Source organism: Planctomycetia bacterium, assembly GCA_021413845.1.
GTDB lineage: Bacteria > Planctomycetota > Planctomycetia > Pirellulales > PNKZ01 > PNKZ01.
The window spans coordinates 22,523-47,896 of the sequence record JAIOPP010000029.1; the positions used below are offsets into that span (position 1 = coordinate 22,523).

19 protein-coding genes and 1 pseudogene are annotated in these 25,374 nt (G+C 60.0%); 9 read left to right on the top strand and 11 right to left on the bottom strand.

Annotated features, from left to right (window positions below; translation table 11 throughout):
- The 3 genes from K8U03_06535 to K8U03_06545 all read left to right on the top strand — a co-directional run bounded on the left by K8U03_06535 (window position 1) and on the right by K8U03_06545 (window position 3,234).
- Window positions 1-1,413 (top strand): hypothetical protein, encoded by a 1,413-nt coding sequence (locus K8U03_06535; protein MCE9604548.1) that lies wholly within the window; start codon window positions 1-3, stop codon window positions 1,411-1,413.
- A 116-nt stretch (window positions 1,414-1,529) separates the two neighbouring features.
- Window positions 1,530-1,919 (top strand): PilZ domain-containing protein, encoded by a 390-nt coding sequence (locus K8U03_06540; protein ID MCE9604549.1) that lies wholly within the window; start codon window positions 1,530-1,532, stop codon window positions 1,917-1,919.
- A 58-nt stretch (window positions 1,920-1,977) separates the two neighbouring features.
- Window positions 1,978-3,234, top strand: a complete 1,257-nt coding sequence (locus K8U03_06545; GenBank protein ID MCE9604550.1) for a hypothetical protein — start codon at window positions 1,978-1,980, stop codon at window positions 3,232-3,234.
- Window positions 3,235-3,258: 24 nt separating this feature from the next.
- Here the strand turns inward: K8U03_06545 and glnD are convergent, their stop codons facing one another.
- Together glnD and K8U03_06555 are read right to left on the bottom strand one after the other, a co-directional pair.
- Window positions 3,259-5,952, bottom strand: a complete 2,694-nt coding sequence (glnD, locus tag K8U03_06550; protein ID MCE9604551.1) for a [protein-PII] uridylyltransferase — start codon at window positions 5,950-5,952, stop codon at window positions 3,259-3,261.
- A gap of 177 nt (window positions 5,953-6,129) precedes the next feature.
- On the bottom strand, window positions 6,130-6,723 hold the full coding sequence (locus tag K8U03_06555) for an HAD-IA family hydrolase (GenBank protein ID MCE9604552.1): 594 nt from the start codon (window positions 6,721-6,723) through the stop codon (window positions 6,130-6,132).
- 228 nt (window positions 6,724-6,951) lie between these two features.
- Here K8U03_06555 and K8U03_06560 point away from each other — a divergent pair, with 228 nt between their 5' ends.
- Together K8U03_06560 and K8U03_06565 are read left to right on the top strand one after the other, a co-directional pair.
- On the top strand, window positions 6,952-7,458 hold the full coding sequence (locus tag K8U03_06560) for a hypothetical protein (GenBank protein ID MCE9604553.1): 507 nt from the start codon (window positions 6,952-6,954) through the stop codon (window positions 7,456-7,458).
- Window positions 7,459-7,501: 43 nt separating this feature from the next.
- Entirely contained in the window at window positions 7,502-8,353 is an 852-nt protein-coding gene (locus K8U03_06565) for a ThuA domain-containing protein (GenBank protein MCE9604554.1), read from the top strand.
- Between the two features lie 12 nt (window positions 8,354-8,365).
- Here the strand turns inward: K8U03_06565 and tadA are convergent, their stop codons facing one another.
- Both tadA and K8U03_06575 read right to left on the bottom strand, forming a co-directional pair.
- Window positions 8,366-8,845 carry a tRNA adenosine(34) deaminase TadA gene (gene tadA / locus K8U03_06570; protein MCE9604555.1) on the bottom strand — a complete coding sequence of 160 codons (480 nt, stop codon included), beginning with the start codon at window positions 8,843-8,845 and terminating at the stop codon, window positions 8,366-8,368.
- 51 nt (window positions 8,846-8,896) lie between these two features.
- A complete protein-coding gene (locus K8U03_06575) occupies window positions 8,897-10,114 on the bottom strand; it encodes a hypothetical protein (GenBank protein ID MCE9604556.1) in 1,218 nt (405 codons plus the stop codon).
- Between the two features lie 154 nt (window positions 10,115-10,268).
- On the opposite strand from K8U03_06575, the gene K8U03_06580 reads away from it, so the two are divergent.
- Window positions 10,269-12,008 carry an SMP-30/gluconolactonase/LRE family protein gene (locus tag K8U03_06580; GenBank protein ID MCE9604557.1) on the top strand — a complete coding sequence of 580 codons (1,740 nt, stop codon included), beginning with the start codon at window positions 10,269-10,271 and terminating at the stop codon, window positions 12,006-12,008.
- Window positions 12,009-12,114: 106 nt separating this feature from the next.
- Here the strand turns inward: K8U03_06580 and K8U03_06585 are convergent, their stop codons facing one another.
- The 3 genes and pseudogenes from K8U03_06585 to K8U03_06595 all read right to left on the bottom strand — a co-directional run bounded on the left by K8U03_06585 (window position 12,115) and on the right by K8U03_06595 (window position 20,063).
- A complete protein-coding gene (locus tag K8U03_06585) occupies window positions 12,115-15,534 on the bottom strand; it encodes a multidrug efflux RND transporter permease subunit (GenBank protein MCE9604558.1) in 3,420 nt (1,139 codons plus the stop codon).
- Between the two features lie 12 nt (window positions 15,535-15,546).
- Window positions 15,547-18,791: pseudogene (locus tag K8U03_06590) on the bottom strand (efflux RND transporter permease subunit).
- A gap of 51 nt (window positions 18,792-18,842) precedes the next feature.
- Window positions 18,843-20,063, bottom strand: a complete 1,221-nt coding sequence (locus tag K8U03_06595) for an efflux RND transporter periplasmic adaptor subunit (protein ID MCE9604559.1) — start codon at window positions 20,061-20,063, stop codon at window positions 18,843-18,845.
- A 293-nt stretch (window positions 20,064-20,356) separates the two neighbouring features.
- Between K8U03_06595 and K8U03_06600 the strand changes: the two genes are divergently transcribed.
- The 3 genes from K8U03_06600 (at window position 20,357) to K8U03_06610 (ending at window position 22,549) form a co-directional block, all read left to right on the top strand.
- A complete protein-coding gene (locus tag K8U03_06600) occupies window positions 20,357-21,016 on the top strand; it encodes a TetR/AcrR family transcriptional regulator (protein ID MCE9604560.1) in 660 nt (219 codons plus the stop codon).
- Window positions 21,017-21,078: 62 nt separating this feature from the next.
- Complete coding sequence (locus tag K8U03_06605; protein MCE9604561.1) at window positions 21,079-21,900, top strand: 3'-5' exonuclease; 822 nt, start codon at window positions 21,079-21,081, stop codon at window positions 21,898-21,900.
- Window positions 21,901-22,012: 112 nt separating this feature from the next.
- A complete protein-coding gene (locus K8U03_06610) occupies window positions 22,013-22,549 on the top strand; it encodes a helix-turn-helix domain-containing protein (protein ID MCE9604562.1) in 537 nt (178 codons plus the stop codon).
- On the opposite strand, the gene K8U03_06615 is transcribed toward K8U03_06610, so the two are convergent.
- The 4 genes from K8U03_06615 to K8U03_06630 all read right to left on the bottom strand — a co-directional run bounded on the left by K8U03_06615 (window position 22,527) and on the right by K8U03_06630 (window position 25,264).
- The gene (locus K8U03_06615; protein MCE9604563.1) at window positions 22,527-22,880 is read right to left on the bottom strand and encodes a hypothetical protein; all 354 of its coding nucleotides are present in this window, start codon (window positions 22,878-22,880) and stop codon (window positions 22,527-22,529) included. The two genes, K8U03_06610 and K8U03_06615, sit on opposite strands and share 23 nt — an antisense overlap.
- The gene (locus K8U03_06620) at window positions 22,877-23,623 is read right to left on the bottom strand and encodes a hypothetical protein (GenBank protein ID MCE9604564.1); all 747 of its coding nucleotides are present in this window, start codon (window positions 23,621-23,623) and stop codon (window positions 22,877-22,879) included. Before K8U03_06620 ends, K8U03_06615 begins: the two co-directional genes overlap by 4 nt.
- 153 nt (window positions 23,624-23,776) lie before the next feature.
- A complete protein-coding gene (locus tag K8U03_06625) occupies window positions 23,777-24,400 on the bottom strand; it encodes a hypothetical protein (GenBank protein MCE9604565.1) in 624 nt (207 codons plus the stop codon).
- 3 nt (window positions 24,401-24,403) lie between these two features.
- Window positions 24,404-25,264 carry a hypothetical protein gene (locus K8U03_06630; protein MCE9604566.1) on the bottom strand — a complete coding sequence of 287 codons (861 nt, stop codon included), beginning with the start codon at window positions 25,262-25,264 and terminating at the stop codon, window positions 24,404-24,406.
- Window positions 25,265-25,374: the final 110 nt, after the last annotated feature.

Below are 25,374 nucleotides of genomic sequence, written 5' to 3' on the forward strand. Positions count from 1 at the left end.
ATGCAATGTTGCGACCTGAGGCAACGGATTCTCATGTCGGTGCTGATCTTGTCGGCCGTGGGTTGCGAGCGCGATGTCTACGACCTGCGCTTGGAACCGGCCGACAAAGGGCTGGTGCGCACGCTAACCGTGTGGCGTGAAAGCGAAGCGCCGGCGGCTTCGACGGCGCCGGAAAACGTGAAACCGAATAAGCCGCATAAGCCCGAGCAGTTGAAACGGCTCGGCGAGTTGTATCCCGAGCGAGTAACCGGCGATGCCGATATTCGGCAGACGTTTCGCGGGACGTTCACGAAGAAGATGCCGGTCGATTTCGGCGGCTCGGGCACTTACGAAATGCTCGACTCCCCGCTCGGCTCGGCCCATTGGTACTTGGAGCGTTTTCGAGGCAACGACGATCTCGACGGGCAACTCTACGATCGCCGCACCGCCGCCGATCGCGTGACCGACCTGACGGTCGCTTGGTTCGACGAACGCTTGAAGGATTCCCAGCACCGCGAGCCCGTCCACCGCCTCTTGCATCAAGAATTCCGTCAAGATCTGCGCAACATCTCGATCTTTTTTTCGATGGCGCCGGCGCGGCACGAGCCCGAGGCGACGAACGAAAACGAACGAACCGGTTCCGAGACGAAACTCGTTCCGCACGATCATCCGTTGCTGCGCGTGGGACAGTATTGCATCGAGCAGGGATATTTCACCTCCGGCGAGTTGACGGCGCTCATCGCGCAAGATTCGAACCGCGAAATGGAAATCCTGCGGCTCGTACGTCGCCTGCTCGGCAAGAACTGCAAGCTCGACGCGACCGAGGCGGACAAGGAGTTTGCGTTTCTCGCACCGACGGACGAGTTCGCCGAGTCGTGGCGCACGCTGCTAAAAACGACGCCCGAATATGCCCGTCTGTTGAATGCTTGGAAGAAGCTGAAAAAGCCCGACGAGGAAAAACCGGAGCCGTTTCAAGTTTTGGAAGAACTCATGACTCCGACGATCGCCGGACCGGGCTTCTTGGAAACGGGAGACGACTTGCGATTGCAACTCCGCATTCCAGCGCGGCCTTACCTGACGAACGGCGCGTTCGACGTCGATGAATCGGTCGTCCGTTGGCGCGGAGCGTTGAACTCCCCGAGCTTGGGGTTGCCGATGCTCTGCATGGCTTCGTGGTCGGTGCCGAATGAGAAGTTTCAAGTCGCGCATTTCGGCAGCGTGGCGTTGAAGGGAGAAGCGCTCGCTTCGTTCGTCGCGTTGTATGGAACGCTGGCCCCGGCGCATCAAGCGGAATTCGTTAAGCACCTTAACGCCTTGGAGCCGGGAGATGCCCTGCGCGGACGGGCCCGCGACTTCGCCCTCGTCGAGCGGGCCGACGCCGCGACCATGGCCACGATCGACCGATTAGGGGAATTATTGGCCGAAAACCTGTAATTTGCCTCCGGAATTTGCCTCTCGAAGGTTTTCGACATACGTTTTCGATTGAACACCGCGCATGTAGGCGGAACTGATCGTAGTGCCGTGATTTAACCTCTTTTCGAGGCCTGAGCATGCCCTGCACTCTGCAAAGCGACGTCGAGTTTTATTCGATGGTCCATGAGATGAAGCGGACCGCCGACGCGACTTCGCAAGCCAATTCATGCCGTCGCGAGCGATCGCGGATTCCGTTTCATTGCAAGCAATGGATCGCTCCGATGCTCGGCAGCGCGGTCCCCGGCGATGCGGAGTTCATCGAGGTGGGATGCCGCGATATCTCCACTGCCGGCTTCTCTTATATCAATGCCGAAGTACCGGAATCGAACGTGCTTTCCGTACGGCTCGGCAAGACCGGCGCCTGGATTTACCTCACGGCGGAAGTCATCCGTTGCGAGAGCACCGCGCTGGGCGAGGGAGACGGCTACCTGATGGGCTGCAAATTCATCGGCCGTAGTCCGATCTGATTTCTGCTTCTAGCTATCGCGGCAAGATTTCAGCCGGCCGGCTCTTCGGCCGAGCGACGTGGCGGACTTGACAGTCGTGTCGCGGCGCGTGATCGTGACGAATGCGTTTCACATGCTTTCGATCACGTTCGTTCGCCCCTCGCGCAGTCGGCGCCGCTTCATGGATCGTCGTTCTCACGCCCTGGCGTGTCTGATCTCTTGTTCGATTCTTGCCGCACCGAACCTCGGGCAAGGCCGTGCGTTCGCCGTCGAGCCGACGTCGATCCCAGCCGACGGCATCGACCTGACGAGCACCGCCTCCGAGGCCGTCACGAAGCGCGTGGCCGAGCATGTCCGTCGGCAGCTGGTGCGCTATCGAGCGTTCTTGCCGCCGCGCCTCGAACCGCTACTCGCGAGTCCCACGCGCGAGGTCTCGGCGTCGTCGAGCCTTGAGCGCCGCGAACTTCGGATCCGGCTCTTCGGCACGCTCGAAGCCTATCGGGCCGAAGTCGCTAAGCGGGGGCTGCGCGTCGGCAATCCGGCTTGTTACATCGCCGTAGACCATCTGATTCTGCTCGGCTTCGACGGCGCGAAATTCGACGATATCTTGAGCGCGGCCCAGGAGCGCTCGAAAAAGATCGAAGAGGCGCGCGTCGACACGGCGCTTCGCTTTGCCGCTTCGCAGAAAGAGCAGGAACTCCGCTTCAGACGCGAAAACGTGCCGGACAAAGAGCGGCACGACCTATTGCAACGACAGAATCAAGAGTTTCAACGGTCGAAAGCCGCAGCGAAGCGAGAACGAAAAGAAGCGGACGAGAAAAACGAAAAGCTCTACGACGAGGCCACCGCTCGCCTGCTCGCGCTCGCGGCTCATGAGTTGTTTCACGCCTACGTCGAGAGAGAAGTGTACCCGCGCGAGCATGGAGGCTTACCAGCTTGGCTGGATGAAGGTTTGGCGCAATTCGTCGAAAACGCGCGCTGGCGCAACGAGCTACCGATCGTCGACGCTCCGGCCCCCGAGTTGGTGAAGCGACTGCGCGACGAAGCGAAGAACGGAGAGATTCCGAGCGTCGGTTCGCTGCTCTCGCTGGAAGGGAAGCATTACCTCGCAGGAGTCGCGCAAGGCACCGACGATGTGCGCCGGCGCTACGTGTTCGCCTGGGCCCTGGTTCAGCTTCTAGCGGAAACGAAACGACTCACGCCGCGCGAGTCGCTCGACCGTTATGTCGAGAACCGCAATGCCGATCCCACGACCCGCTTCGCGAGCTTCGTGAAGAAGTCGCCGGCGGAATTCGAAACGGAATGGCGCGCGTATCTCGCCAAGCTCACGCGCTGACGCTCTCAAGACTCCGGAGCGACGTCATTGCTTCGAAGCATCGCTTCGTTCCCAAGCCTCGATTTCGACGAGCAAACGCGTGCGCAGTTCGTTGAGCTTGGCGGTCGAATCGATCTTCTTCCCTTTCTGATCGACGACGTAAAACACATCGACGACCTGATCGACGTATGTGCCGATTTTGGCGACCCCGACGGATAGTTTCATATCGAACAGGGTCCGCGTAATCGTATAGAGCAAGCCTCGTCGATCGGCGGCGAAGATGTCGACGACGGTGTAACGATCCGAGGTGTTGTTGTCGGTCTGCACGCGCGTCGGCAGCGCCGGCAGCGCGGCATTGCGCACCGCTGCGCTTCCCCAAACGCGACGAAACACCGGTCGGCGATTGTGCCGAGGATCGAGCGATTTCACGAGCGCTCGACAAACCTCGTCGGTGCGCGTCGAGGAAGGTTCCGCGGCATAGTCGGGATCCTGTACCCAAAACCGATCGACGATCAACCCCTCATCAAGCGTGTTGATTTCGGCGGAGAGAATTTGCAATCCTTGCGCGGCGAGCGCTCCCGTCAGACGATGAAACACGCCTGGCGCAATGTCTTCATAGGTGCCGATCCAATACTCGGTCGTGTTGCTTTCGGGAAGGTATCGCGCCTGCGCGATCGCTTGACTTCGATCGAGCGTGCGAAGCTTGCCCAAGTCTTCGGCGATCCGCTCCGGGGCTACTCCACGAAGATAACTCGGCGGCAAGCCTGCGATCCGTTTTTCGTACCAAGCCGTATCTTGAGCTGATGCCTGTTTCGATACGGCGGCAAGCGCGCTACGCACCAGGCCGCGTCGTTCGTCGAGCGCCGCGGTCCCGTCGTCGTCCGCTGCGTCGCTCGTCAGCTTGCGGCGCGTCCGGCGATAAAGATCCGCCAACACCTCCGTCTTCCAAGCATTGAGCGTACCGGGCCCGACGGCCGCGGTGTCGCAACACGTCAGCACGAAGAGCATCTGCAACCACTCGGGCGACCCGACATCGACCGCGAACTTGAGCAACACGCGCTCGTCGCTCGTATCGCGGCGAAAAGCCAGATGCGACATCACGAGATGTTTGTGAACCAGAAACTTGAGCGCTTCGCCGTCGGCTTCTTCGATGCCGAGGCGCACGACTGTTTCCGCGGCGATGCGCAAGCCGACTTCGCTATGATCTTCGGCGTAGCCCTTGCCCAAGTCGTGCAACAACAACGCGAGGTGAAGAATGCGTTTTCGCTTCAACCCTTCGTAGGCTTGCCCGAGCACGCCCGTATCGCCGACGAGCGCCGTGGCGTATTCGACGGCGCGAAACGTATGTTCGTCGACCGTGTACTTGTGATACTCGTTGAACTGCAGCAAGCAGCGCGCATGCGCGAACTCGGGAAGAATCTTTTCCAGCGCGCCGACTTCGTGCAGCATTCGCAACAACTCGGGAAGCCGTGCCGAGTGGTCGAGCAATACCAAAAACTTCTCGGCCGTTTTCGGGGTCGGAGTCGCAGGGAGCTTCGGCACCGCCTCGCGAATCGCTTCGATCGTGTCGCGATCGATTGGCTTATCGTAAAGATTCGCGAGCACGCAGAGCCGCAAAATTTCGTCGAGGCCGGTGGATAATTGCGCATGCGCCGAACGACGCAGCCCGATCTGCTGCGGCCCGACCACGAAGTCGCGCTCGAAGCGGTGCGACACCAGCGGGCTCATCATCTTCGACCAGAGCGGCGTTTCACGGGTTCGATCGATGAACCGTGTTGCGATTCCGCTCACGCGACTCGTCAGTCGAAAGTATTGCTGCATGAACTCCTCGACCGGGAGTTGCCCTGCATTGCCGCGAAAGCCGCGCACCGCGGCCAATCGCATTTGCTCCGCCTTGTCGAGTACGTCGCTGCTCTTGCCGGCGTGAAAGTGCATGTCGTTGCGCAGTTGCAACAGAAATTCCCACGCCTCCTGCAGAGCGTCGAAGTCTTCCCGGCTCAAGTCGCCCTGCAACCGTAAGCCGTCGGGCTCGGCCATGCCGTACTTCAAGAAGCCGACCCAACGAACGAACTGGATGTCGCGCAATCCGCCGCGCGAACGCTTGAGGTTCGGTTCCAGGAGATAAACGGTTTCGCCGTACTGATTTCGTTCCTCGCCGCGGGCCGCTTCGACGATCGCGAGCAGCGCATCCGCGCGCCGCATCGTCGCTTTCTTATAGCGATTCTTAAAAGAATCGAACAACTCCGGGCTGCCGCATAGTCGACGCGATTCGATGAGCGACGTGCAGATCGTGGCGTCGTCGCGCGCGGAGTTGCAGGCTTGCGCGATCGTGCGCACCGATTGTCCGAGCTGTAGACCGACGTCGAAGACATCGCGCATCATGCGCTCCGCGAGACGCGCCGTTCGTCGCTGCGCATCGGCGCCCTCGGCGTGCAGCAGCATGAGATCGACGTCGCTGTAGGGAGCGAGATCTTGTCGACCGGTGCCGCCGTGCGCAACCACGCAACAGAGCTTCTCCAAGCCGTCCGGCCCCGCCTCGCCGAGGTCTTCCAGCGCCGCACGATAGAGCTCCAGCACGATCGAGTCGTAAAGCTCGGTCATCGCCCGACAGACTTGAATGCCGGGCGAACCTTTTTCGTGTCGCTGCCGAATGCGCTCGCGACCTTCCGCTAAGCGACGCTTCGAATCGACGACGAGCGGACGCAAGCCGGGAGAAGGAGTCATAGCGAGATCGGGCATGGGGCGAGGTTCGGAAAGGGGCCTATTATCGCAAATGCCGTCCGGCCGGCTACGGCACCTCTCTGTAGCAGGCACGTTCCACGTGCCGTCCGCCGCAAATGACCCGAGGGCTACCGAATCCGACTCCCTCGCCGAACGACGCATGTGGCTACGGCACGTGGAACGTGCCTGCTACTTTTATCGCGGGAGCGGCGTTACCCGACGCGGACGGTAAATCGTGCGGACGTCGACGAACTCCATTCCGGCTCGCCGGGCCGCTTCGATGCCCGGATCGGCATCTTCGTAGACGCGACAGTTCGCCGGCTGCACGCCGATCTTGCGGGCCGACTCCAGAAAAATATCGGGCTCGGGTTTATGCCGCGTGACATCGTCGCTCGTGACCAGCACATCGAACCAATCACGAATGCCGACGATGTTCAACGTTCGTTCGCAAACGCTGCGCGAAGCCCCCGTCGCTACGGCCATCGGCAGTTTGCCGCGATACTCTCGGGCAATGCTCACGATCGGCTCGATCAGCGTGACGTCGGCGAGCCGTTTGAGATAGAGCGTTTCTTTATGCAGTGCGATTTCATCGACATCGATCGGGATGCCCGCTTCGTCGAATAGCGCTTTGGCGACGGTCTTCGTCGGCCAGCCCCCCATCGCGTAGAAGCGATCTTCATCCAGCGTGAGGTTGAAATCGGCGAGCGTTTCGAGCCAAGCCTCGAGGTGGGCGGGCATCGTGTCGACCAACGTTCCGTCGCAATCGAAAATCAATCCGCGCAGTTCCATCATGCTCTCACAAATCGAGTTCGTGGTGTCCGTAAATCGTTGCGCCGTCGACGAGAAGCGACGACGGCCTGCCGCGACACCCCCGAAAGAGCAGCAGACGGCCGGCGAGTTTAAGGGGCATTCTATCGTCGATCGTCGCAGGGGGCCGGCCCGCCGGCGGAGCGAAACGTCTGCTATAACATTTTCGGCGCAAAGCCGCGGATTCGGTTCATTCACGGAGGCTTATCGATGTCGGATTCGGATGCCCATTCGGAAAGCGAGCAATTCGCCTGGCGCGACACCTACTTCGTTTGGTTCATGGCCGCGCGCCGGCCGACGCTCAAGCAACTGCAAACGACGCTCGCCGCCCTGCCCGACCATTATGCGTTGGAACACCCGGAAGCGGATGAGATGGGAAACATCGAGTCGATCACGGTGCTCTCGACGATGGACCGCGCCGCGCTGGAGATTTCTTATCTCGCCGGCGACGATATTCACGAGCAAGCCGAAACATCGGCGGAAGAAATGAAATCGGCCGGCGATTCCGATCCGAAACGCTTGCATCGGCTGGCGATGTGCAACGCTCGTTTCGAGGTGATGCAATTCGAGCGCGTCGACGAATCGAACATGGGAGACGAGGACGACGAAGAGCTAGGCGAAGGTTTCGATCCGAGCATGCTCTTGATCGTGGTGAATGCGCTGACGAAACTGGTCGATGGAATCGGCGTCGATCCGCAGTCGGGCCTGATCGTGTAGATACGAACGAAGAGAACGGCGCATGTTTACTACGGAGCCCATGATGAAGAACGTTCACCGCTCGCCGCAGTTTCTCGTTGTCGTAGGGTTGGCGATGCTCGTCGGTCTGGCTCAGGGAACCGCGGCATGCGGCGATGACGCTGCTCCGAAGCGGTTGCTGTTGCTCGGGCAAAAGCCCGACGGTCATCCTCCCGGCACGCATGAATACATGCGGGGCCAGCGGATCCTCCAGCAGGTGCTGGAGCGTGTGCCCGGGTTGAAAGTCGAGGTCGTGCAAGCCGACGGAGATTGGACCGAGGGGCCGGAGCTGCTCGGCAAGGTCGATGGGGTCGTGCTGTTCGTGTCGGAAGGGGCGAAGTGGATCTCGGCCGATGCGCGCCGTTATGAAGCTTTCGTGAAAGCAGCCCAACGCGGCGCCGGCCTAACCGGCATTCATTGGGGGATCGGCACGAAGGACGCCGCGAACATCGAGCCGTTCGTGAAGTTGTTCGGTGCGTGCCACGGCGGGCCGGATCGGAAGTATCAAGTCGTCGAGACGGAAGTCGCGCTCCCTGTCGCCGAGCATCCGATTTGCGCGGGGCTCAAGCCGTTCCGGATTCACGAAGAGTTCTACTTCGCGCTGAAGCGCCCCACCGACGGGAGCGCGAGATTACTTCCGATCGCGACGATTCGGATCGCCGCCGCCGATCAGCAACCCGAGGAGCAAATGGTCGGCTGGGCATACGATCGGCCCGACCGTGGCCGCTCGTTCGGCTTCACCGGCCTGCACTATCATGAGAACTGGAAGCGCGAAGAATATCGCCGGCTCCTCGCGCAAGGTGTGCTCTGGACGATGAAGCTGCCGCTGCCGAAGACGGGACTCGACGTCAACGTTTCGGAAGAGTTCCTGAAGTAGTCTCGCCGAACGTCACTTCTTCCCGAGCTTCCGCTTCTCTTGAAAAAATCGCGAAAGAATCTCACCGCATTCGCGCCCTAGGACGTCGGAGGCGGTCAGGCAGCGGTGGTTCAAGCGCGGATCGCGCAACAGCTGAAAGAGCGAATCGACCGCGCCGGCTTTAGGGTCGGCCGCGCCGTAAACGACCCACGGCATCCGCGCCTGCACGATCGCACCGGCGCACATCGGGCAAGGCTCGAGCGTGACGTAGAGCAAGCAACCATCGAGCCGCCAACTGCCGAGACTTTGAGCCGCTTGCGTGATCGCGATCATCTCGGCATGCGCGGTCGGGTCGTTCAGCTGCTCGCGCTGGTTATGAGCCGACGCGATCACATCTTCGCCATGCACGATCACGGCTCCGACCGGCACTTCGTCCTCGGCGTAGGCCCGTTCCGCTTCGCGGAGCGCCATGCGCATGAAGTGTTCGTGCGACTCGCGCTCGAAGCGTTCCATGCCGTTCTTAAACTCGTTGCTGGATTCCAAGATCGTGTCGCTTTTTCGGTGTTAAGGTGCGTTGCCGGTCGATTTCGCTGCGGCGACGTAAAGTTGCGTGAAGTCGCCGGCCGAGACGTTGAAATAGATTCGCTTGCTATCCGCGCTGAAGACCGGATGCGGGTCGTTGCGGCGCCACGAACGGGCTCCGTGCGAATTATCGAAGTGGTGCAACAATGCGTAGCGTCCGCCGCGAAGATCGCCGGCCATCACGCCCCACTCGCCGGACTTTCCGCCGATGGAATCGGCAACGCCGTCCGTCGCCATCAGCTTCCCATCGGGACTGATGCAAGGATGCGTGCCGCGCAGGTTCGGAAGATCCGGAATACGGGTCACGGCCATGTCGTTGGTATCGATCAGGATGTTGCCCATTTCGATGATCGTGCGCGAGTCCGGGTGCCAAGCCGGGTGGCCCCACTTCTCGCGCATGGAAATGATCTTGCCGCTTTCGAGATCGAAGACGATGAGCCCTTGCCGCACGCTCGCTCCCTTCGACATGAAATCGTCGCCGCCGTTGCCCGCCGCGATCTTCACGAAGGCTCGCTTCCCATCGGAGCTGATCACCGGGAAGAAGAGCGAAATCCGCTTGTCGCCGAATTGTTTCTTCAACCACGGAGCGTACGCCGTTTCGACGTCGGACACTTTCCCTGCCGTGCGGATCTTACCCGTCGCGGCATCGACGATCTCGAAATCGCGATACGGCCCGGGATTCCAATGGCAGCCGTAGATCGGCAGCGCGTCTCCCGTCGGCCAACCGAATCCTAGTTGCCGATCTTCGGCGACGATCGTTTGTTGGAGCGTCGCGACATCGACGACGACGACGCGCCAACGCTTATCGCGCACTTCATGAAAGGCGACGCGTTTGCCCCCGGAGATCCATTGTTGACAAGCCGCGCGATGCGCATCTTCGACATGGACATCGCGAGCCAACACGGTTTCCGCACCGGTCGCACGATCGAGCATCACGATATCGCCGACGTAGCCGCTCGGCTCTTTCGACGCATAGAAGAGCACACGGCTGCCGTCGGGGCTTTCCGGATTATTGACGTAATAGCTGTGAATCGTATGGCGACCGGCAACCGACGAAACGAGTCGCACTTCCGCCCCCCGCCACGCGGCGACGGGATCATCGGCGCCTTGCGATACGGTTTGCCCCTGAAGCGTCGACCAACCGGATGCGAGCAGCAACAGGCAGGCACACTGCGCGGCTCGGCGTAACGTTCGTGACATAGAGACACCGCGCATCGAAGGCGAGAAATTTTCGGCAACCGGCTTGCATTATGTCCCGCACGGCGAGCATGATCAACGCAGAATCACGAGCACGATCGGCTCGGCATCTCGGTTCGACTGAACGATGCGAAAAGCTCCTTACGAGAAAACTACGATGAAGAAGTTCGCTTGGCTGTTGCTCGGCTGCGTTTTGCTCGGGCCGATTTGTTTCCCTTCCCTTGCTTCGGCCGCCGAGGAAGTGCCGAAAGGGGAGGTCGTGAAATACTCGTTCGATAAGAGCAAGATTTTTCCCGGCACGGTGCGCGATTATTGGATTTACGTTCCCAAGCAATACGATCCGGCCAAGCCTGCCTGTACGTTCGTTTGCCAAGACGGCATCCAATACAAAGCACCCGAGGCGTTCGACAAACTGATTGCTGCCGGCGACATCCCGGTGACGATCGGCGTGTTCATCATGCATGGCCGGGTGAAGGCGACGAGCGATCAAGCCCTGGATCGTTTCAATCGGAGCTACGAGTACGACGGCCTCGGCGACGCCTATGCGCGGTTTCTGCTCGAAGAACTCTTGCCCGAGGTCGAAACGAAGTCGACGGCCGACGGTCGTGCGATTCGCCTCTCGGCCGACGGCAACGACCGCTGCATCGCGGGCAATTCGAGCGGCGCGATCTGCGCCTTCACCGCCGCTTGGGAACGGCCGGATGCTTTCTCACGCGTGTTCAGCGGCATCGGCACGTACGTCGGGCTGCGCGGCGGCAACGAATACTCGACCCTCATTCGCAAGTACGAGCCGAGGCCGATCCGGGTCTTCCTGCAAGACGGCTCGGCCGATCAAAACATCTACGGCGGCGATTGGTGGATGGCGAACCAAGAGATCGAGCGGTCGCTCAAGTTCGCGGGCTATCAAGTCGAACACGTTTGGGGAGACGGCGGTCATAACGGCAAGCACGCCACGGAAATCTTTCCCGATGCCATGCGCACGCTTTGGAAAGGTTGGCCGGAGCGCGTGAAGCCCGGCCTCGGGTCGCCGCAGTTGCAAGAGATTCTGTTGCCGAACGAGCCGTGGCAACTGGTCGCCGAAGGGTACAAATTTACGGAAGGCCCGGCCGTGAATGCGGCCGGCGAAGTCTTCTTCAACGAAGTGCCGAGCAGCACCACCTATAAGATCGACGGCGAAGGAAAAGCCGTGAAGTTCTTGGAGAACACCAACCGAGGCGACGGCCAAGCATTCGGGCCCGATGGTCGACTGTATAGCGTCGCCGGGGGAGCGGAACAGATCATCGCCTACGATGCGGCGGGGAAAGGGACCGTCGTCGCCGAAGGGTTTCGCGGCAACGATCTCGTCGTGCGCCACGACGGCTCGATCTATGTCACCGAGCCGGGCTGGGACGGCAAGTCGCCGAGCAAGATTTGGTACATCGATCCGAAAGGGGAAAAGAAAGTCGTCGATACCGGTCTCAAGTTCTCCAACGGCCTCACCCTCTCCCCGGATCAATCGCTCCTTTACATCGCCGATAGCCGCACGCATTGGGTCTATAGCTACCAGATCGCGACGGATGGAACGCTCGCCTACAAGCAGAAGTATTATCACCTGCATGTGCCCGACACGGCCGACGAAGCGGGTGCCGACGGAGTCGAAGTCGATCGCGACGGTCGGCTGTATGTGGCGACGAAGCTCGGCATCCAAGTCTGCGATCAGGCCGGCCGCGTGAACTGCATTATCCCGGTCCCCAATGGACCAGGCACGATCAGCAAAGTCTCGAACGTAACGTTTGGCGGCCCGAAGTTCGACGTCCTCTACGCGACCTGCGGCGATAAGGTCTTCAAACGGAAAGTGAAGACGCAGGGATCGCCCAGTTGGGCCGCGCCGGTGAAGCCCGCGGCTCCGCGACTGTAAAGTAGCAGGCACGGTCCACGTGCCGTCCGCCATGCGCGCTTGGAAGCAACCGAATCCGACTCTTTCAGGAACTACGCACGTGGCTACGGCACGTGGAACGTGCCTGCTACTTTTCGTCGTGAGGCTCAGCTTCAGGCGACGGTAGCAACTTCGGGGCGACGACCAGCGCCGTCGCAGGGGCGTGCTCCGTTGGGCTTACGTCGGCCTCGTCTTCCGGTTTCGTTCTTGGACCGCGGAGGTCGACGAGATATTGAATGACGTAAAAGAAAACCGGCGTCAGCACGATGCCGAAGATCGTGACGCCGAGCATGCCCGAGAACACGGCGGTGCCGAGCGTGCGACGCATTTCGGCCCCGGCCCCTTCGCCGATCACCAGCGGCACCACGCCGAGAATGAAAGCGAACGACGTCATGACGATCGGTCGCAAGCGCAACCGGCAGGCTTCGAGCGTCGCTTCGCGGAGGCCCATGCCGGCGTCGTGCTTAGCCCGTGCGAACTCGACGATGAGAATCGCGTTCTTACAGGCGAGGCCGACGAGCACGACGAAGCCGATTTGCGTGAAGATGTTGACGTCCATCTTCGCCATGCGCACGCCGAAGATCGAACAGAGCAAGCACATCGGCACGACGAGAATCACGGCGAGCGGCAACGCCCAGCTTTCATATTGCGCCGCGAGCACTAAGAACACCAGCACGACGGCCAGCCCGAACGCGTACATCGCGGTATCGGAGGCGCCGAGTTGCAGCAGCGCCAGTTCGGTCCATTCGCGGCGCATCGAAGGGGCGAGCGTCCGATCGGCGACTTCTTGCATCTTCTCGATCGCTTCGCCGGAACTCGTCCCCGGTGCCGCATCCAGATTGATCGCGGCGGCCGGATAAAGATTGTACCGATAGAGCAACAACGGCCCCTGCGTTTCGCGCGTGTGGGCCAAGGTGCCGAGCGGGACCATGTGTCCTTCCGAGTTGCGGACCTTCAGCAGTTTCAAGTCTTCGATCGAGCCTCGGAACTTCGCATCGGCTTGCAGATTCACTTGCCAAGTCCGGCCGAAACGATTGAAGTCGTTCACGTAGAGCGAGCCGAAATAGATCTGCAGCGTTTCGAACACATCCGACACCGAAACCCCGCGCGACTTCGCCGCGACCCGATCGATATCGAGAAACTGCCATTTGGTATCGGCGCGGAAGCTGGTGAAAAGTCCTTGCAGCTCCGGCGTCGCCGCGCCTTCCTTCACCATGTTCTCGCTGACTTGTTGCAGCGTGGCGAGCCCGAGATCGCTGCGATCTTCGACGACCAATTTGAATCCGCCGGCGGTGCCGAGCCCTTCGATCGCCGGCGCGTGAAACACGCTCGTGTCTCCATCCTGAATCGACGCGAACGCTTCGCGCAGCTTATCGGCGACGACCTCGCCCGACAGGCCGTCTTTCGACCGTTCGTGAAAGTCGGCGAGCATCACGTAGATGGTTCCGAAATTCGGTGCGTTGGCGTTGAGTAAGATCGATTGCCCGGCGATCGCGACGGTGTGGTTCACTCCCGGAACTTGGCGCGCCTTCTCTTCGATCTGCTTAATGACGTCGATCGTTCTCCCCAGCGGCTTCGAGTCGGGCAGCCGCAGATTGACGAGCAGATAGCCTTTGTCTTGCGCGGGAATGAAGCCGGTCGGCGTCGTTTGAAACGAATGATACGTTTCCCAAACGAGAAAGCCGTAGACGGCGAGCAAGATGAGCGACACGCGCAAGCTGAGGCCGACGGCGCGCACATAGCCGCGCGTAAACCAATTGAACGCGATGTTGAACGCCGAGAAGGTCCAGCCGAGGATGCGATTCAAGATTCCGGCTACGAGGAATCCGGCAAATGCTCCGACGAGTGCCGAGCCGGCGCGGAGCGCCATGTCGAACGTTAGAGGTGCGGGAAGCTCTCGCGCCGGAACATACGCGGCCAGCAAGGCCGGAAGATATTCGTAGCCGAGCCAGGCGCCGACGATCCAAAACACCGGCCGGGGCAATGCTTCATGCAAGCCCGCACTGCGCGGACGGAGCAGCAGTACGGAAAGCGCAGGGCTCAACGTCAGCGAGTTAAACGCCGAAATGACCGTCGAGATCGCGATCGTCAGCGCAAACTGTCGAAAGAATTGGCCGACGATGCCGGAGATGAACGCGCAGGGCAAGAACACGGCGCTGAGCACGAGACCGACGGCGATGACCGGCCCGGAAACTTCGTCCATCGCGCGGATCGCGGCATCGCGGGGCGACATGCCTTCTTCGATGTGATGCTCGACCGCCTCGACGACAACGATCGCATCGTCGACGACGATGCCGATCGCCAGTACCAAGCCGAAGAGGGTGAGCGTGTTCAAGCTGAAGCCGGCGGCGATCATGACCGCGAACGTACCGACGACGGCGACCGGTACGGCGACGAGCGGGATGATCGCCGGGCGCCAACCTTGCAGGAAGATCAACACGACGACGGCGACGAGAATCACGGCGTCGCGCAGCGAGTGGAACACTTCGGTGATCGATTCTTCGATGAACGGCGTCGTGTCGTAAACGATCTTATAATCGACCCCCTCGGGAAATCGGCTGCGCAACTCTTCCATCTTTTGCTTCACGAGCTTCGCGGTTTCGAGCGCGTTCGAGCCGGGCAGCTGGTAGACCGAAAGCGCTACCGAAGGCTGACCATCGAGCGTGCAGGCCTGATCGTACGCGAGCGCGCCGAGCTCCGCGCGAGCCACATCGCGCAGCCGAATGAGCCGGCCCTGATCGTCGGACCGGATGACCATCTCTTCGAATTGCACTTCCTCTTGCAGTCGACCGGTCGTGGTCATCGTGTATTGAAACACTTGCCCGTTCGGGGCGGGAGGTTGGCCGATCTGCCCTGCCGCGACTTGCAGGTTCTGTTGTTCGATCGTGTGGGCGACGTCGCCGGCCGTGAGGTTGCGCGAGGCGAGCTTGTTCGGATCGAGCCAGATGCGCATGCTGTAATCGCGCCGGCCGAGGAACGTGATATCGCCGACGCCGGGCAAGCGCGAAAGCTCGTCGCGGAGTTGAATCGTCGCGTAGTTGCTTAGATACAAACTGTCGCGCGAGTTACCCGGCGAGTACAAGTTGACGATCATCAACGTGCTCGGCGATTTCTTTTTCACCATTACGCCGCGCCGCTTCACCAAGTCGGGCAAGATGGCCTGCGCCAAGTTCACGCGATTCTGCACCAACACCTGTGCAAGATTCAAATCGGTGCCGGGCCGGAACGTTACGGTCAACGAATAGTTGCCGTCGTTCGTGCATTGCGACGACATGTACATCATGTCTTCGACGCCGTTGACCTGCTGCTCGATCGGCGCGGCGACCGTATCGGAAACCACCTTCGAGTTGGCCCCCGGATACACGGCCGAAACCTCGACGGTCGGCGGCGTGATTTCGGGATACTGCGTCACCGGGAGCGCGAACATCGCGATCCCGCCCGAGAGCGTGATGACGATCGAAAGCACCGACGCGAAGATCGGCCGGTCGATGAAGAAGCGAGAGAACATGCGGCGGCGTTCCTACGGCGATGTGTGAGTATCGGAGTGCGGATCTTGCGCAGAGTCGTGCGATGCGACGGCGACCAACTCGCGAGATTCGCTTTCGTGTTTCGGTTCCGGCTTGCGCGCCGCTGCGCTGCGCGGCTTCTTGAAGTAGCTCGCTATGCCGCTTGCTCCGGCGACGAGAAAGCGGAGCCGTACGAGATCGAGCAGAAATCGGCCGACGCGCGCGGTTCGAGAGCCGCGAAACCAGCGATGTTCGGCGATCTTTTCGACGAGCACGAAGAAAACGGGAGTGAGGAAGATGCCGAAGAACGTCACGCCGAGCATCCCGCTCAGCACCGCGACTCCGAGCGCACGCCGCATCTCGGCGCCGGCACCATGCGCGGCGACCAACGGAATCACCCCGAGGATGAACGCGAACGAAGTCATGATGATCGGGCGCAAACGAAGGCGGCAAGCGTCGAGAGCCGACTCGTAAAGATCGGCGCCGGCATAATGCTTCGCCTTTGCGAACTCGACGATCAAGATCGCGTTTTTGCAGGCTAAGCCGATGAGCACGACGAAGCCGATTTGCGTGAAGATATTGATGTCGAGCTTGGCCCACGCCACGCCGCCGATCGAACTCAGCACGCACATCGGCACCACTAAGATGACGGCGAGCGGCAAAGCCCAGCTTTCATACAAAGCGGCCAGCACGAGGAACACGAACACGACAGAAGCGCCGAACACTTGCATGCCGGTGTTCTCGGCCATCCGTTCGATAAACGTGATCTCGGTCCATTCCGAAGCGATCGAGCCCGGCAGATCGCGGCCGGCCAATTCTTCCAGCGAGGCGATCGCTTGGCCGGTGCTGAACCCCGTGGCGACGTTGCCGTTGATCGCGGCGGCGGGATACATGTTGTAGCGCGTCAGCACGAGCGGACCGCTGATGAGGCGCACATCGGCCAAGGTGCCGATCGGAACCATCTGACCGTGCGAGTTGCGCACCTTGAGCCTCCGCACGTCTTCCACTTCGTTGCGATACTTCGTATCGGCCTGCACGATCACTTGCCACGTGCGCCCGAAGAGATTGAAGTCGTTCACGTAACGGGAACCGAGATAGCCTTGCAGCGAACCGAACAGATCGGCGAGGTTGACTCCTTCGCTCAAGCATTTTTGTCGATCGACGTCGACGAACAATTGCGGCGAATTTGCATTGAAGACGGTGAACAAACCGGTGAGGCCCGGTGTTTTGTTTCCCGTAGCGATCAACTTATCCGTCGCCGCTTGAAGCCGCGCGAGGCCGTTATCGCCCCGATCTTCGACCATCAGCTTGAACCCACCGGCCCGACCGAGACCGGAAACGGCCGGCGGAGGGAAGACGTTCACCGTAGCGCCGGGGACTTCCGCGGCGTAGCGTTTGCGAAGCGTGGCGAGAATCGAATCGCCCGAGAGCTCCGGAGTGCGGCGGTCCGCAAAGTCTTTCAAGATGATGAACATCGAGCCGAAATTGGAACCGTACGCGCTCAACAAGAACGAATTGCCCGCCACGGAATTCACGTTCTTCACGCCGGGCGTTTCCAGAGCGATCCGTTCGATGTTCGCGATCACATCGCGCGTGCGCACCGAGGCGGAAGAATCCGGGAGTTGCACGCTCGCGAGGAGGTACGAACCATGCGCACGTAGATGTTCGTTCCGAATTGAAAACCCTTGTTGAAGAGTCGGAAGAACCAGCCGATCGTCACATCGGTCAACCAAGTGAGCGGATCCCGTTTCGCGCCGCGCGGCCGGAGCAATAGCGCGGCGAGAGCCGGGCTCAGGGTGAGTGAATTGATAGTGGAGATGATCGTCGAGACGGCGATCGTCAGCGCGAATTGCCGAAAGAACTGCCCGACGATGCCCGACACGAACGCGCAAGGAATGAATACCGCGCTCAGCACCAGCCCGACGGCAAGCACCGGACCGGAGACTTCCTCCATCGCTTTAATCGCGGCGGCTCGGGGCTTCAGGCCGCGTTCGATATGATGCTCGACCGCTTCGACCACGACGATCGCGTCGTCGACGACGATGCCGATCGCCAGGACGAGTCCGAACAGCGTGAGATTGTTTAAGCTGAAGCCGGCGACGGCCATCGCGGCGAAGGTGCCGACGATCGCGACCGGCACGGCGATGAGCGGAATGATCGCCGGACGCCAACCTTGAAGAAATACGAGCACGACGAGCGCGACGAGGATGATCGCATCGCGCAGGGCATTGAAGACTTCATTGACCGACTCGCGAATGAACGGCGTCGTATCGTAGCCGACCGTGTAGTCGACCCCCGGCGGGAAGTCGTGCTTAAGTTCGAGCATCTTCGCTTTGATGCTGTCGGCGGTTGCCAGAGCATTGGCGTTCGGCAGCTGAAAGATCGCGAGACCGACCGTCGGTTTGCCGTCGAAACGATTGTTGATATCCTCGCTGCGCGCCTTGAGTTCGACTTTGCCGATGTCGCGGATTCGGACGAGCCGGCCATCGTGCGTAGCGCGCACGATCACGGCCTCGAAGTCTTCGATCGTGCTGAGGCGTCCTTGCACTTCGATCGGAACTTGAATGCTCGAAGTGCCATCCACCGGCGGCTGACCGATCTGGCCGGCGGCAAGCTGCGCGTTCTGTTCGCGCAAAGCGCCGATCACGTCGGACACGGTCATGCCGCGGCTGGCGAGCTTCTCCGGATCGACCCAGATCCGCATGCTGTAGTCGCGCTGACCGAACACCAGCACCTCGCTGATGCCCGACAGTCGGGCCAACTCGTCTTTAATGTGCAACACCGCGTAGTTGCTGAGATAAAGCTGGTCGTACTGGCCGTTGGGGGAGTTGAGGCTCACGGTCAGCAGGATGTCGGGAGCGCGCTTCTTCGTCACGACGCCGGTCTGCCGCACGACGTCGGGCAGCGCAGGGAGCGCCAAGTTCACGCGGTTCTGCACGAGCACTTGCGCGAGATTCAAATCGACGCCGGTGTTGAACGTCACGGTCAGCGTGTACGAGCCGTCGTTCGTACTTTGCGACGACATGTACAGCATCCCTTCGACGCCGTTCACTTGCTGCTCGAGCGGCGAACCGACCGTTTCCGCAACCGTTTGCGCGCTGGCTCCCGGATAGTTGCAGTCGACTTGCACCGTCGGCGGCGCAATCGAAGGATACTGGGCGATGGAGAGGGTCCAGACCGCGATCGAGCCGGCGATCGTGATGACGATCGAGATTACCGAGGCGAAGATCGGTCGATCGATAAAGAAACGAGAGATCATGCCATTCGCCTATCGTCGACATGGTCGGCCGATCGCGCGACCGTCGTCGGTTTATTCGCCTGCGGGAGTCGCATTCGTTTTTCCCACGGCGACTCGCAGCTTCGCTCCGTTATCGGCGGCGCCGGTTTGCGCCGTAGTGCTTGCAGCCGGCTTCGCGAACTGCGGCACGACTTTCGCGCCGGCCTTGATCCGTTGCAGGCCGTTGACGACGACGCGGTCGGTCGGCTCGAGGCCGTCTTCGACGACCCGACGACCTTCGGTAAGCCACCCGACATGCACGCGACGGTAGACGGCTTCATCTTTCTCATTCACCACGTAAACGAAACGCTCGCCTTGGTCGGTGCCGAGCGATTCTTCGGAGATCAACAGCGCCGGTTGCGGATTGCCGATCGGCACCCGCAGCCGTAAGAAGAGGCCGGCCGAAAGCATTTGACTCGAGTTATCGACGACGGCCCGCACGCGGAGCGTTCCCGTATTCGGATCGACTTGGTTGTCGATGAAGTTGATTTTGCCGCTGAGCGAAAACTTGTCTTCATCGGCCAGCGCGATCTCGACCGGCAGTTGCGACTCTTGCGTCGATTGCAATTGGCCCGACGTAATCAAGCGGCGCAGACGGAGAACCGTTCGCTCGTCGAAGTCGAAGTACACGTACATCGGATTGACGGAGACGATCGTCGTCATCGCCGTCTCATCGGCCCGTACCAAGTTGCCGGGATCGACCATCCGGCGGCTGATGCGACCGGAGATCGGCGAGGTGATTTGCGTGAAGCCGAGATTCAAAGCCGCCAAACGGTTGTTCGCTTGCGCGGCCGCGAGTGCGCCGGCTGCTTCGGCCCGATCGAACTTGATCTGCTCGAACGTCTCTTCGGGAATCGCGACGCTGTCGACGAGTTTCTTGGCGCGATCTTCTTGCAGCTTCAATCTGTCGAGCTTCGCTTGAGCTTGTTCGATGGCGGCTGCCGTACGATCGACTTCCGCGCGATAAGGACGGTCGTCGATCTGGAACAAAGGCGCGCCGGCCACGACGTCTTTGCCGTCGGTGAAGAACACTTTTTCCAGAAACCCACTGACACGGGCACGGATCTCGACCGTTTGTACGGCAGCGGCCCGACCTGTGAACTCTTCATACTCCGTCACCACTTTTTGAATCGGCCGCTCGACCAGGACCTCGGGCGCTTTCGTTGCTGCCGCCGGTGGGGCCGCTTTCTTGCAGCCTGTCGTCATTGATGTTGCCAGCAGCAACGCGCCGAAGATCCAGATCGAGGTTCGCATGACAGGACGATCCAAAGTGAAGTCGGAGTGCGTGGACAAACGGGCGGCAGTCTCGTAGAATGGAGGCAGGTGACTGACTGGTCAGTCATGACGACTTTCATTCTAGGCACCCACCGTAGCGCTATCAATCTCGATTACTCGTTGTCTGGCAAAATCGTAAGCTGAAGTCTTGTAACCAGAAGGGGTTAGCCGGTTACCCAGGCTGCATTTCCCGTTCCCTACTAGAATGACAGACAGCATCTCGAAGGGTTCGACATCGAGTTCGCTTTCATTTTCCAAAGGCTGAGGAAGCTTTGAGTAGTTCCGGCATCAATCCGCTGAAAGTTTCGGAGCCGACGACGATTGCCGCCGTGCCCGAGGAATCGAGCCGGCGTGCCGAGCGAAGGCTGGCGATCGTCGAAGCAGCGGCGAAGCAATTCGCGGCCCACGGCTACAACGACTGCGACATGGAATGCGTGGCCGTGAAGGCCGGGATCGGTAAGGGGACCCTCTATCTTTATTTTCCGGGCAAGCAGGAGCTTTTCTTCGCCTGCGTCGACTTGGGAATGAAGCAGATGCAGGCCGCCGTGCGGGCGGCGGCGGAAACGGTTAGCGAGCCGTTTCAAAAGATCGACGAAGCCATCCGGGCCTATCTTAAATTCTTCGACGAACATCCGGAGCATGTCGAACTGCTGATTCAAGAACGGGCCATCTTCCGCGATCGGGTTCGGCCGACCTACTTCGAATATCGAGATGCCAACCGCGGCCCTTGGCGGCAATTGTATGTCGAACTTGCGGCTGCCGGACGTCTGCGAACCGATATCGCGATCGAGCGGATCCTCGACACGGTCGGAAGTTTGCTCTACGGTACGATGTTTACCAACCACTTCATCGGCCGAACCATTACGCTCGAAGAGCAACATCAAGCGATCCTCGCCGTGACTTTGCGCGGAATCTCTCCGGCAGGTCGCTAAGCGGTGCGATCGTCGAGTCGTGTGCTCCGCAGCGAACGGTTGCGTTGCGTATTGAGGAGTCAATCGTGCCCCCGAGCGTGCGCTACTTCGTGTTCGATACGGAAAGCGTCGCCGATGGCGCGCTGGTATCGAAGCTTCGTTTTCCCGGCGAAGGATTGACGCCGAAACAAGCGGTCGATCGCTATCGTGAAGAGCTGATGGCGAAGCACGATAGCGACTTCATTCCGTACACGTTTCAAATGCCGACGGCGGTAGCGGTTGCGAAAGTGGCGGCGGATTTTCGCCTGATCGACTTAGTCGCGCTCGACGAGCCCCACTATCGCCCTCACGTCCTCACCGAACATTTTTGGCGCGGTTGGGAGAAATACGGCCGACCGACTCTCGTGAGCTTCAATGGTCGGACGTTCGATGTGCCGTTGATGGAACTAGCCGCGTTTCGTTTCGGGCTGCCTATCCCGACTTGGTTTGCGCTCCAGTCGAAAAGCTTCGATCAACCGCGCAATCGATTCAATATCGAAGCGCATATCGATCTGCAAGAATTGCTGACCAATTTCGGCACGTCGCGCTTCACCGGCGGCTTGAACCTCGCTTCCAACTTGCTCGGAAAGCCCGGCAAGATGGACGTGCAAGGAGACATGGTGCAAGACATGTTCGAAGCGGGCCGCTTGAAAGAGATCAACGACTACTGCCGTTGCGACGTTCTCGATACTTATTTCGTCTTCTTGCGCTCGCGCGTCTTGGTCGGCCAATTGACCCTCGACGAAGAGCAAGGACTCGTCGCCGAAACGAAAACGTGGCTCCTCAAAAAGACGTCGGACTACCCGATCTACGAGGACTACACGAAGCGCTGGGGAGATTGGAAGAATCCTTGGCGGGCGTCGTAAAAGTAGCGCGCTTTTCGGCGAATTGATCGAGAAATACTTCGTTTTCAGGAAATGATTGCATCGCTCTTGGGTATGTGTATATTTGTACACTATCCACACTAGGGAGGTGCCTGTGCCGAGCGAACGAAACGTGCCGATCGTGGTCGAAAGACGCGGTGTTTTGTCGGAGAATTTGAGCCGCTGGATGGAGAATGCCAAGCTCTCGCCGCGTGAGGTTGCGGAGCGGACCGGTCTTGAGGAAACGATCGTTTGCGATGTTCTACGAGGGGAGATTCCGCGCCCCTTGCTCGGGGTTCTCGATCGTTTGGCGCGAGGCCTGAAAGTCGATCGCGATACTTTGCTGTCGACGGCGGTTCCGGCATCGCGACGCTCGTTCGACCGACGCACCAACCCGATCGTGGCGGAAGTGATCGCGGCGCATCCGCGCCTGTTCGACGATTGGGCGCCGGCCGATTACGACGAGTTGTATAGCCGCTTCGGGACCGGCGGCGAGTTGACTTACGTCGGGGTACTGGCTTGTGCCCGAGCGATGAACCGCCGCCGCGAGCTTTGCGCAAAGCTCGCCTTGTTGCTCGAGACCGATCATGCGGAAGGAATCGTACGCACGATCGAGCAAGCGTACGAGCTTAACTCCGCGTCGGTTTTTTGAACGTCATGTGATTCGCAAGCCAAGTTCGCACGGACTCATACCAGCGATACCAGCGATTCGGCATGGCGATCGACAGCCAGCGGTTCAACGACTTGCGACGACGCTCGCAACCGCAGCCGGGCTTTTCGCGAACGCGTCCGAGCGTTGCCGTTTTAATGGCCTTGGCCGTGAACTCGCCGAGCTCGAAGAGGGCGGGATGTTTGCATTGAAATCGAATCGCTTGCGGCGGGTGATGCGAGAAGCAAACGTTCGAGCAGCCCGCGCGCGAGCAACGCAACTTCGGTAGCCCGCGCGCATTGGACTCGCCGGTCGGACGAAAATCACATCTCATGGTAACCCCGTAATTCTCACGCTCGTCGGCGCGCCGCAGGCAGGCGTCGGCGGTTGCGTGTAACCAGCGATCGGAAACAGCGGTAAGTCGTAATCGAATTCGTCGCAATCCAATTCGTCGTCTTCGAACTCATGAAAGCCGTAGAGAATCGTGGCGACTGCGATACCGGTAATGGTTCGGCTGAACAAAATAACCACAATGCTCACGGCGGCCTTTCGGTCGACCGTCATGTAAAAAGTCGCGCGTATTCGCAGCTGAATCGGACTGCAAGTGTTCGGCTCTACCGACGCAACGCAATCGCCGGCCGGCGCGCAACTTCCCGAGGTGTGATCGGGATCATGTTCTTCGTCGAAAACGCAAGCCATCGACTGAACGCAGTGGGCGCCGCACATCCCGCCGCCGTAGAAGTAGCAACCCTCGTCGGTGCCGCACACATAGGCGCTGCATCGTTCAGGCGAGCAACCCTCGTCGTCGGTGCAACCGTCGGGACAACTTCCCACGCAAACATCCAGGCACGATTGCGGCACGCAGTCGAAGGTTTCATGGAGTTCATAACGGCAACCGGTGCCCGGCGGATCTTCATAGAGGAAACAGGGAAATTTCGGCGACGTCAGACTGTAGGCATCCCCGATATCGACGCCGGTATGAAACTCTTCGACGGATGGAATCTCGATGGTCGCGTTGAGCTCTTCGCAGCTGTGACAATAACCGTCGGGCGAAGAAGCCCAGGCGTCGAAAGCCATTTGCAAACTCGACGCCGTCCGATCCGTTTTGCAAGGACACCCTCGACAGTCGGCTTCGCAACACTTACAGCGCAACGAGAACGGAAACGGCATGATCGTTGTTCCTTGGAAAATCCGTATCACGACGACGCACCCTCATCGCGACATCGGCGATCATTCGGCGCAGTCGCCGGCTTGCGTGATCAGCCACTTGCGCGCGTGAATCAGAAATTGCACGACGACGCGCGTTCCGGATTTCAGTTTCTTGCCCGTAGGCAACAACCAGTCGTAAGCGACGATGTCGAGATCGGTATCGCTAAACGATCCGGTCTCGCTCATCTGCCAGACACTCACCGTCGCGCTGCTGTTGGATTCGATGTCTTCGTCAAGCAGCCCGATGTGCCATTGGAACGCGTCGATGGGAACATAGCGTCCTGCTCCGGGATGAAAGAAGCAGAGCCGTCGTTCTCCTGCGAGGTAGGTACAGGCCTGCGCATCGCTGAGCGACTTGGTGCCGCTTTCCAACAAGCTCCACTTGTCTTCTTCCTCTTCAGGCTTGTATCGCAGATGTTTGGCGCTTTTGTCTTTGTCGAACGATTCGATGTTTTCATCCAGTTCCATCAGCTCCCAGCGGGGCTGTGTCGCGAGCGAGATCTGGATGCCTGCCGGCGAGCGGTGCGCTTCCAACGGGAAACTCGTAGCGATGCGTCGCAACATCTGCACGGTCTCGACCAGCGCGTTGAACGACTCCGTCGTGACCCGCTCGCCGGGCTGCAGGCGTCGAATATCGGAAAGCATGGGCTACTCGAATTGAAAAAGATCTTGAAAATCCGCTGCTCCGTACGGCGCTCCCCCATCCGCATCTTGAATCGCAACCCAGTGTTCCCCCTCGGCCGCTTGTTCTTTATAAAAATAGTTCCAGCCCACCTTGTCGCCGCCTGAGCGTTCTTTGGTTTGCTCGGAGAAGTAGTAGTCAAGCCGCCAGACGCCTCCTTCTTTGAGCATTTGAAATTCACGGACGGCTTTGACTCCCATGAACAGCACGGTGCCTACCGGTGAGCCGAGAAAGGGGCTCGCATTCACCTTGCCGCGCAGAGCGCGAATCGCCGACCACGGCGGCGCAGGAACTCGCAGCCAAGAAAGTTGCACGCTCCCCGTCGGAATCAAGACTCCGGGATTCACATCATCGGGTACCGGTGGATCGTCTTCGCTCGACCATCGCCACACACGGCCCGGCACATGCTGGTATTCGGCTCCTAGCTCGCTTCGATAGACGAGATAGGTGCCATTGGGTACGCGCGGAAGGTTCTGCAGGCTGTAGCCTTCGCCATCGAACTGTGTCTTGTAAACGGCCGTAACCTTCGCGCCGCTGCGGTAAGCGTTCGTATCGGTTTGCAAAGAGAACGCCGTTTGCGTGTCGGGAGAATCGGGATCGAAGGGATCGACCGTGATCTCCGCGACGAGGAGATTCTTGAAGCCGGGAAAAGGGATCGGTTGCACGAACCGCGATGTGCCGCCGATTTCGCCGTAAGTTCCCAGCAGCATTTGTGCAAATGCCTGCCAATCGGACCAGTCGACTCGAAACGAGCGAACGGCAGTAGCGCCTTGTTGCGTGATCGCGATGTGCGGCGAGCCGGCGAGTTCTTCATAGACAACCGTCATCGACCGTTTCCTATTTCGATTAAAAGTGACAAGGACTTCGATCTCGTGCTTTCACCGATTCGGCCTGCGCTCTACTCGCTCAATGAAACGCGGCTCGCAGACGTTGCCAT

Bases quoted from the DNA above. Each gene is read 5' to 3' on its own strand.
- glnD (MCE9604551.1), bottom strand. From the start codon at position 5,952: ATGCCCGATCTCGCTATGACTCCTTCTCCCGGCTTGCGTCCGCTCGTC.
- K8U03_06630 (MCE9604566.1), bottom strand. From the start codon at position 25,264: ATGACGGTTGTCTATGAAGAACTCGCCGGCTCGCCGCACATCGCGATC.
- K8U03_06615 (MCE9604563.1), bottom strand. From the start codon at position 22,880: ATGAGATGTGATTTTCGTCCGACCGGCGAGTCCAATGCGCGCGGGCTA.
- K8U03_06540 (MCE9604549.1), top strand. From the start codon at position 1,530: ATGCCCTGCACTCTGCAAAGCGACGTCGAGTTTTATTCGATGGTCCAT.
- K8U03_06555 (MCE9604552.1), bottom strand. From the start codon at position 6,723: ATGGAACTGCGCGGATTGATTTTCGATTGCGACGGAACGTTGGTCGAC.
- K8U03_06595 (MCE9604559.1), bottom strand. From the start codon at position 20,063: ATGCGAACCTCGATCTGGATCTTCGGCGCGTTGCTGCTGGCAACATCA.
- K8U03_06565 (MCE9604554.1), top strand. From the start codon at position 7,502: ATGAAGAACGTTCACCGCTCGCCGCAGTTTCTCGTTGTCGTAGGGTTG.
- K8U03_06585 (MCE9604558.1), bottom strand. From the start codon at position 15,534: ATGTTCTCTCGCTTCTTCATCGACCGGCCGATCTTCGCGTCGGTGCTT.
- tadA (MCE9604555.1), bottom strand. From the start codon at position 8,845: ATGGAACGCTTCGAGCGCGAGTCGCACGAACACTTCATGCGCATGGCG.
- K8U03_06620 (MCE9604564.1), bottom strand. From the start codon at position 23,623: ATGGCTTTCGACGCCTGGGCTTCTTCGCCCGACGGTTATTGTCACAGC.
- K8U03_06535 (MCE9604548.1), top strand. From the start codon at position 1: ATGCAATGTTGCGACCTGAGGCAACGGATTCTCATGTCGGTGCTGATC.
- K8U03_06560 (MCE9604553.1), top strand. From the start codon at position 6,952: ATGTCGGATTCGGATGCCCATTCGGAAAGCGAGCAATTCGCCTGGCGC.
- K8U03_06625 (MCE9604565.1), bottom strand. From the start codon at position 24,400: ATGCTTTCCGATATTCGACGCCTGCAGCCCGGCGAGCGGGTCACGACG.
- K8U03_06580 (MCE9604557.1), top strand. From the start codon at position 10,269: ATGAAGAAGTTCGCTTGGCTGTTGCTCGGCTGCGTTTTGCTCGGGCCG.
- K8U03_06575 (MCE9604556.1), bottom strand. From the start codon at position 10,114: ATGTCACGAACGTTACGCCGAGCCGCGCAGTGTGCCTGCCTGTTGCTG.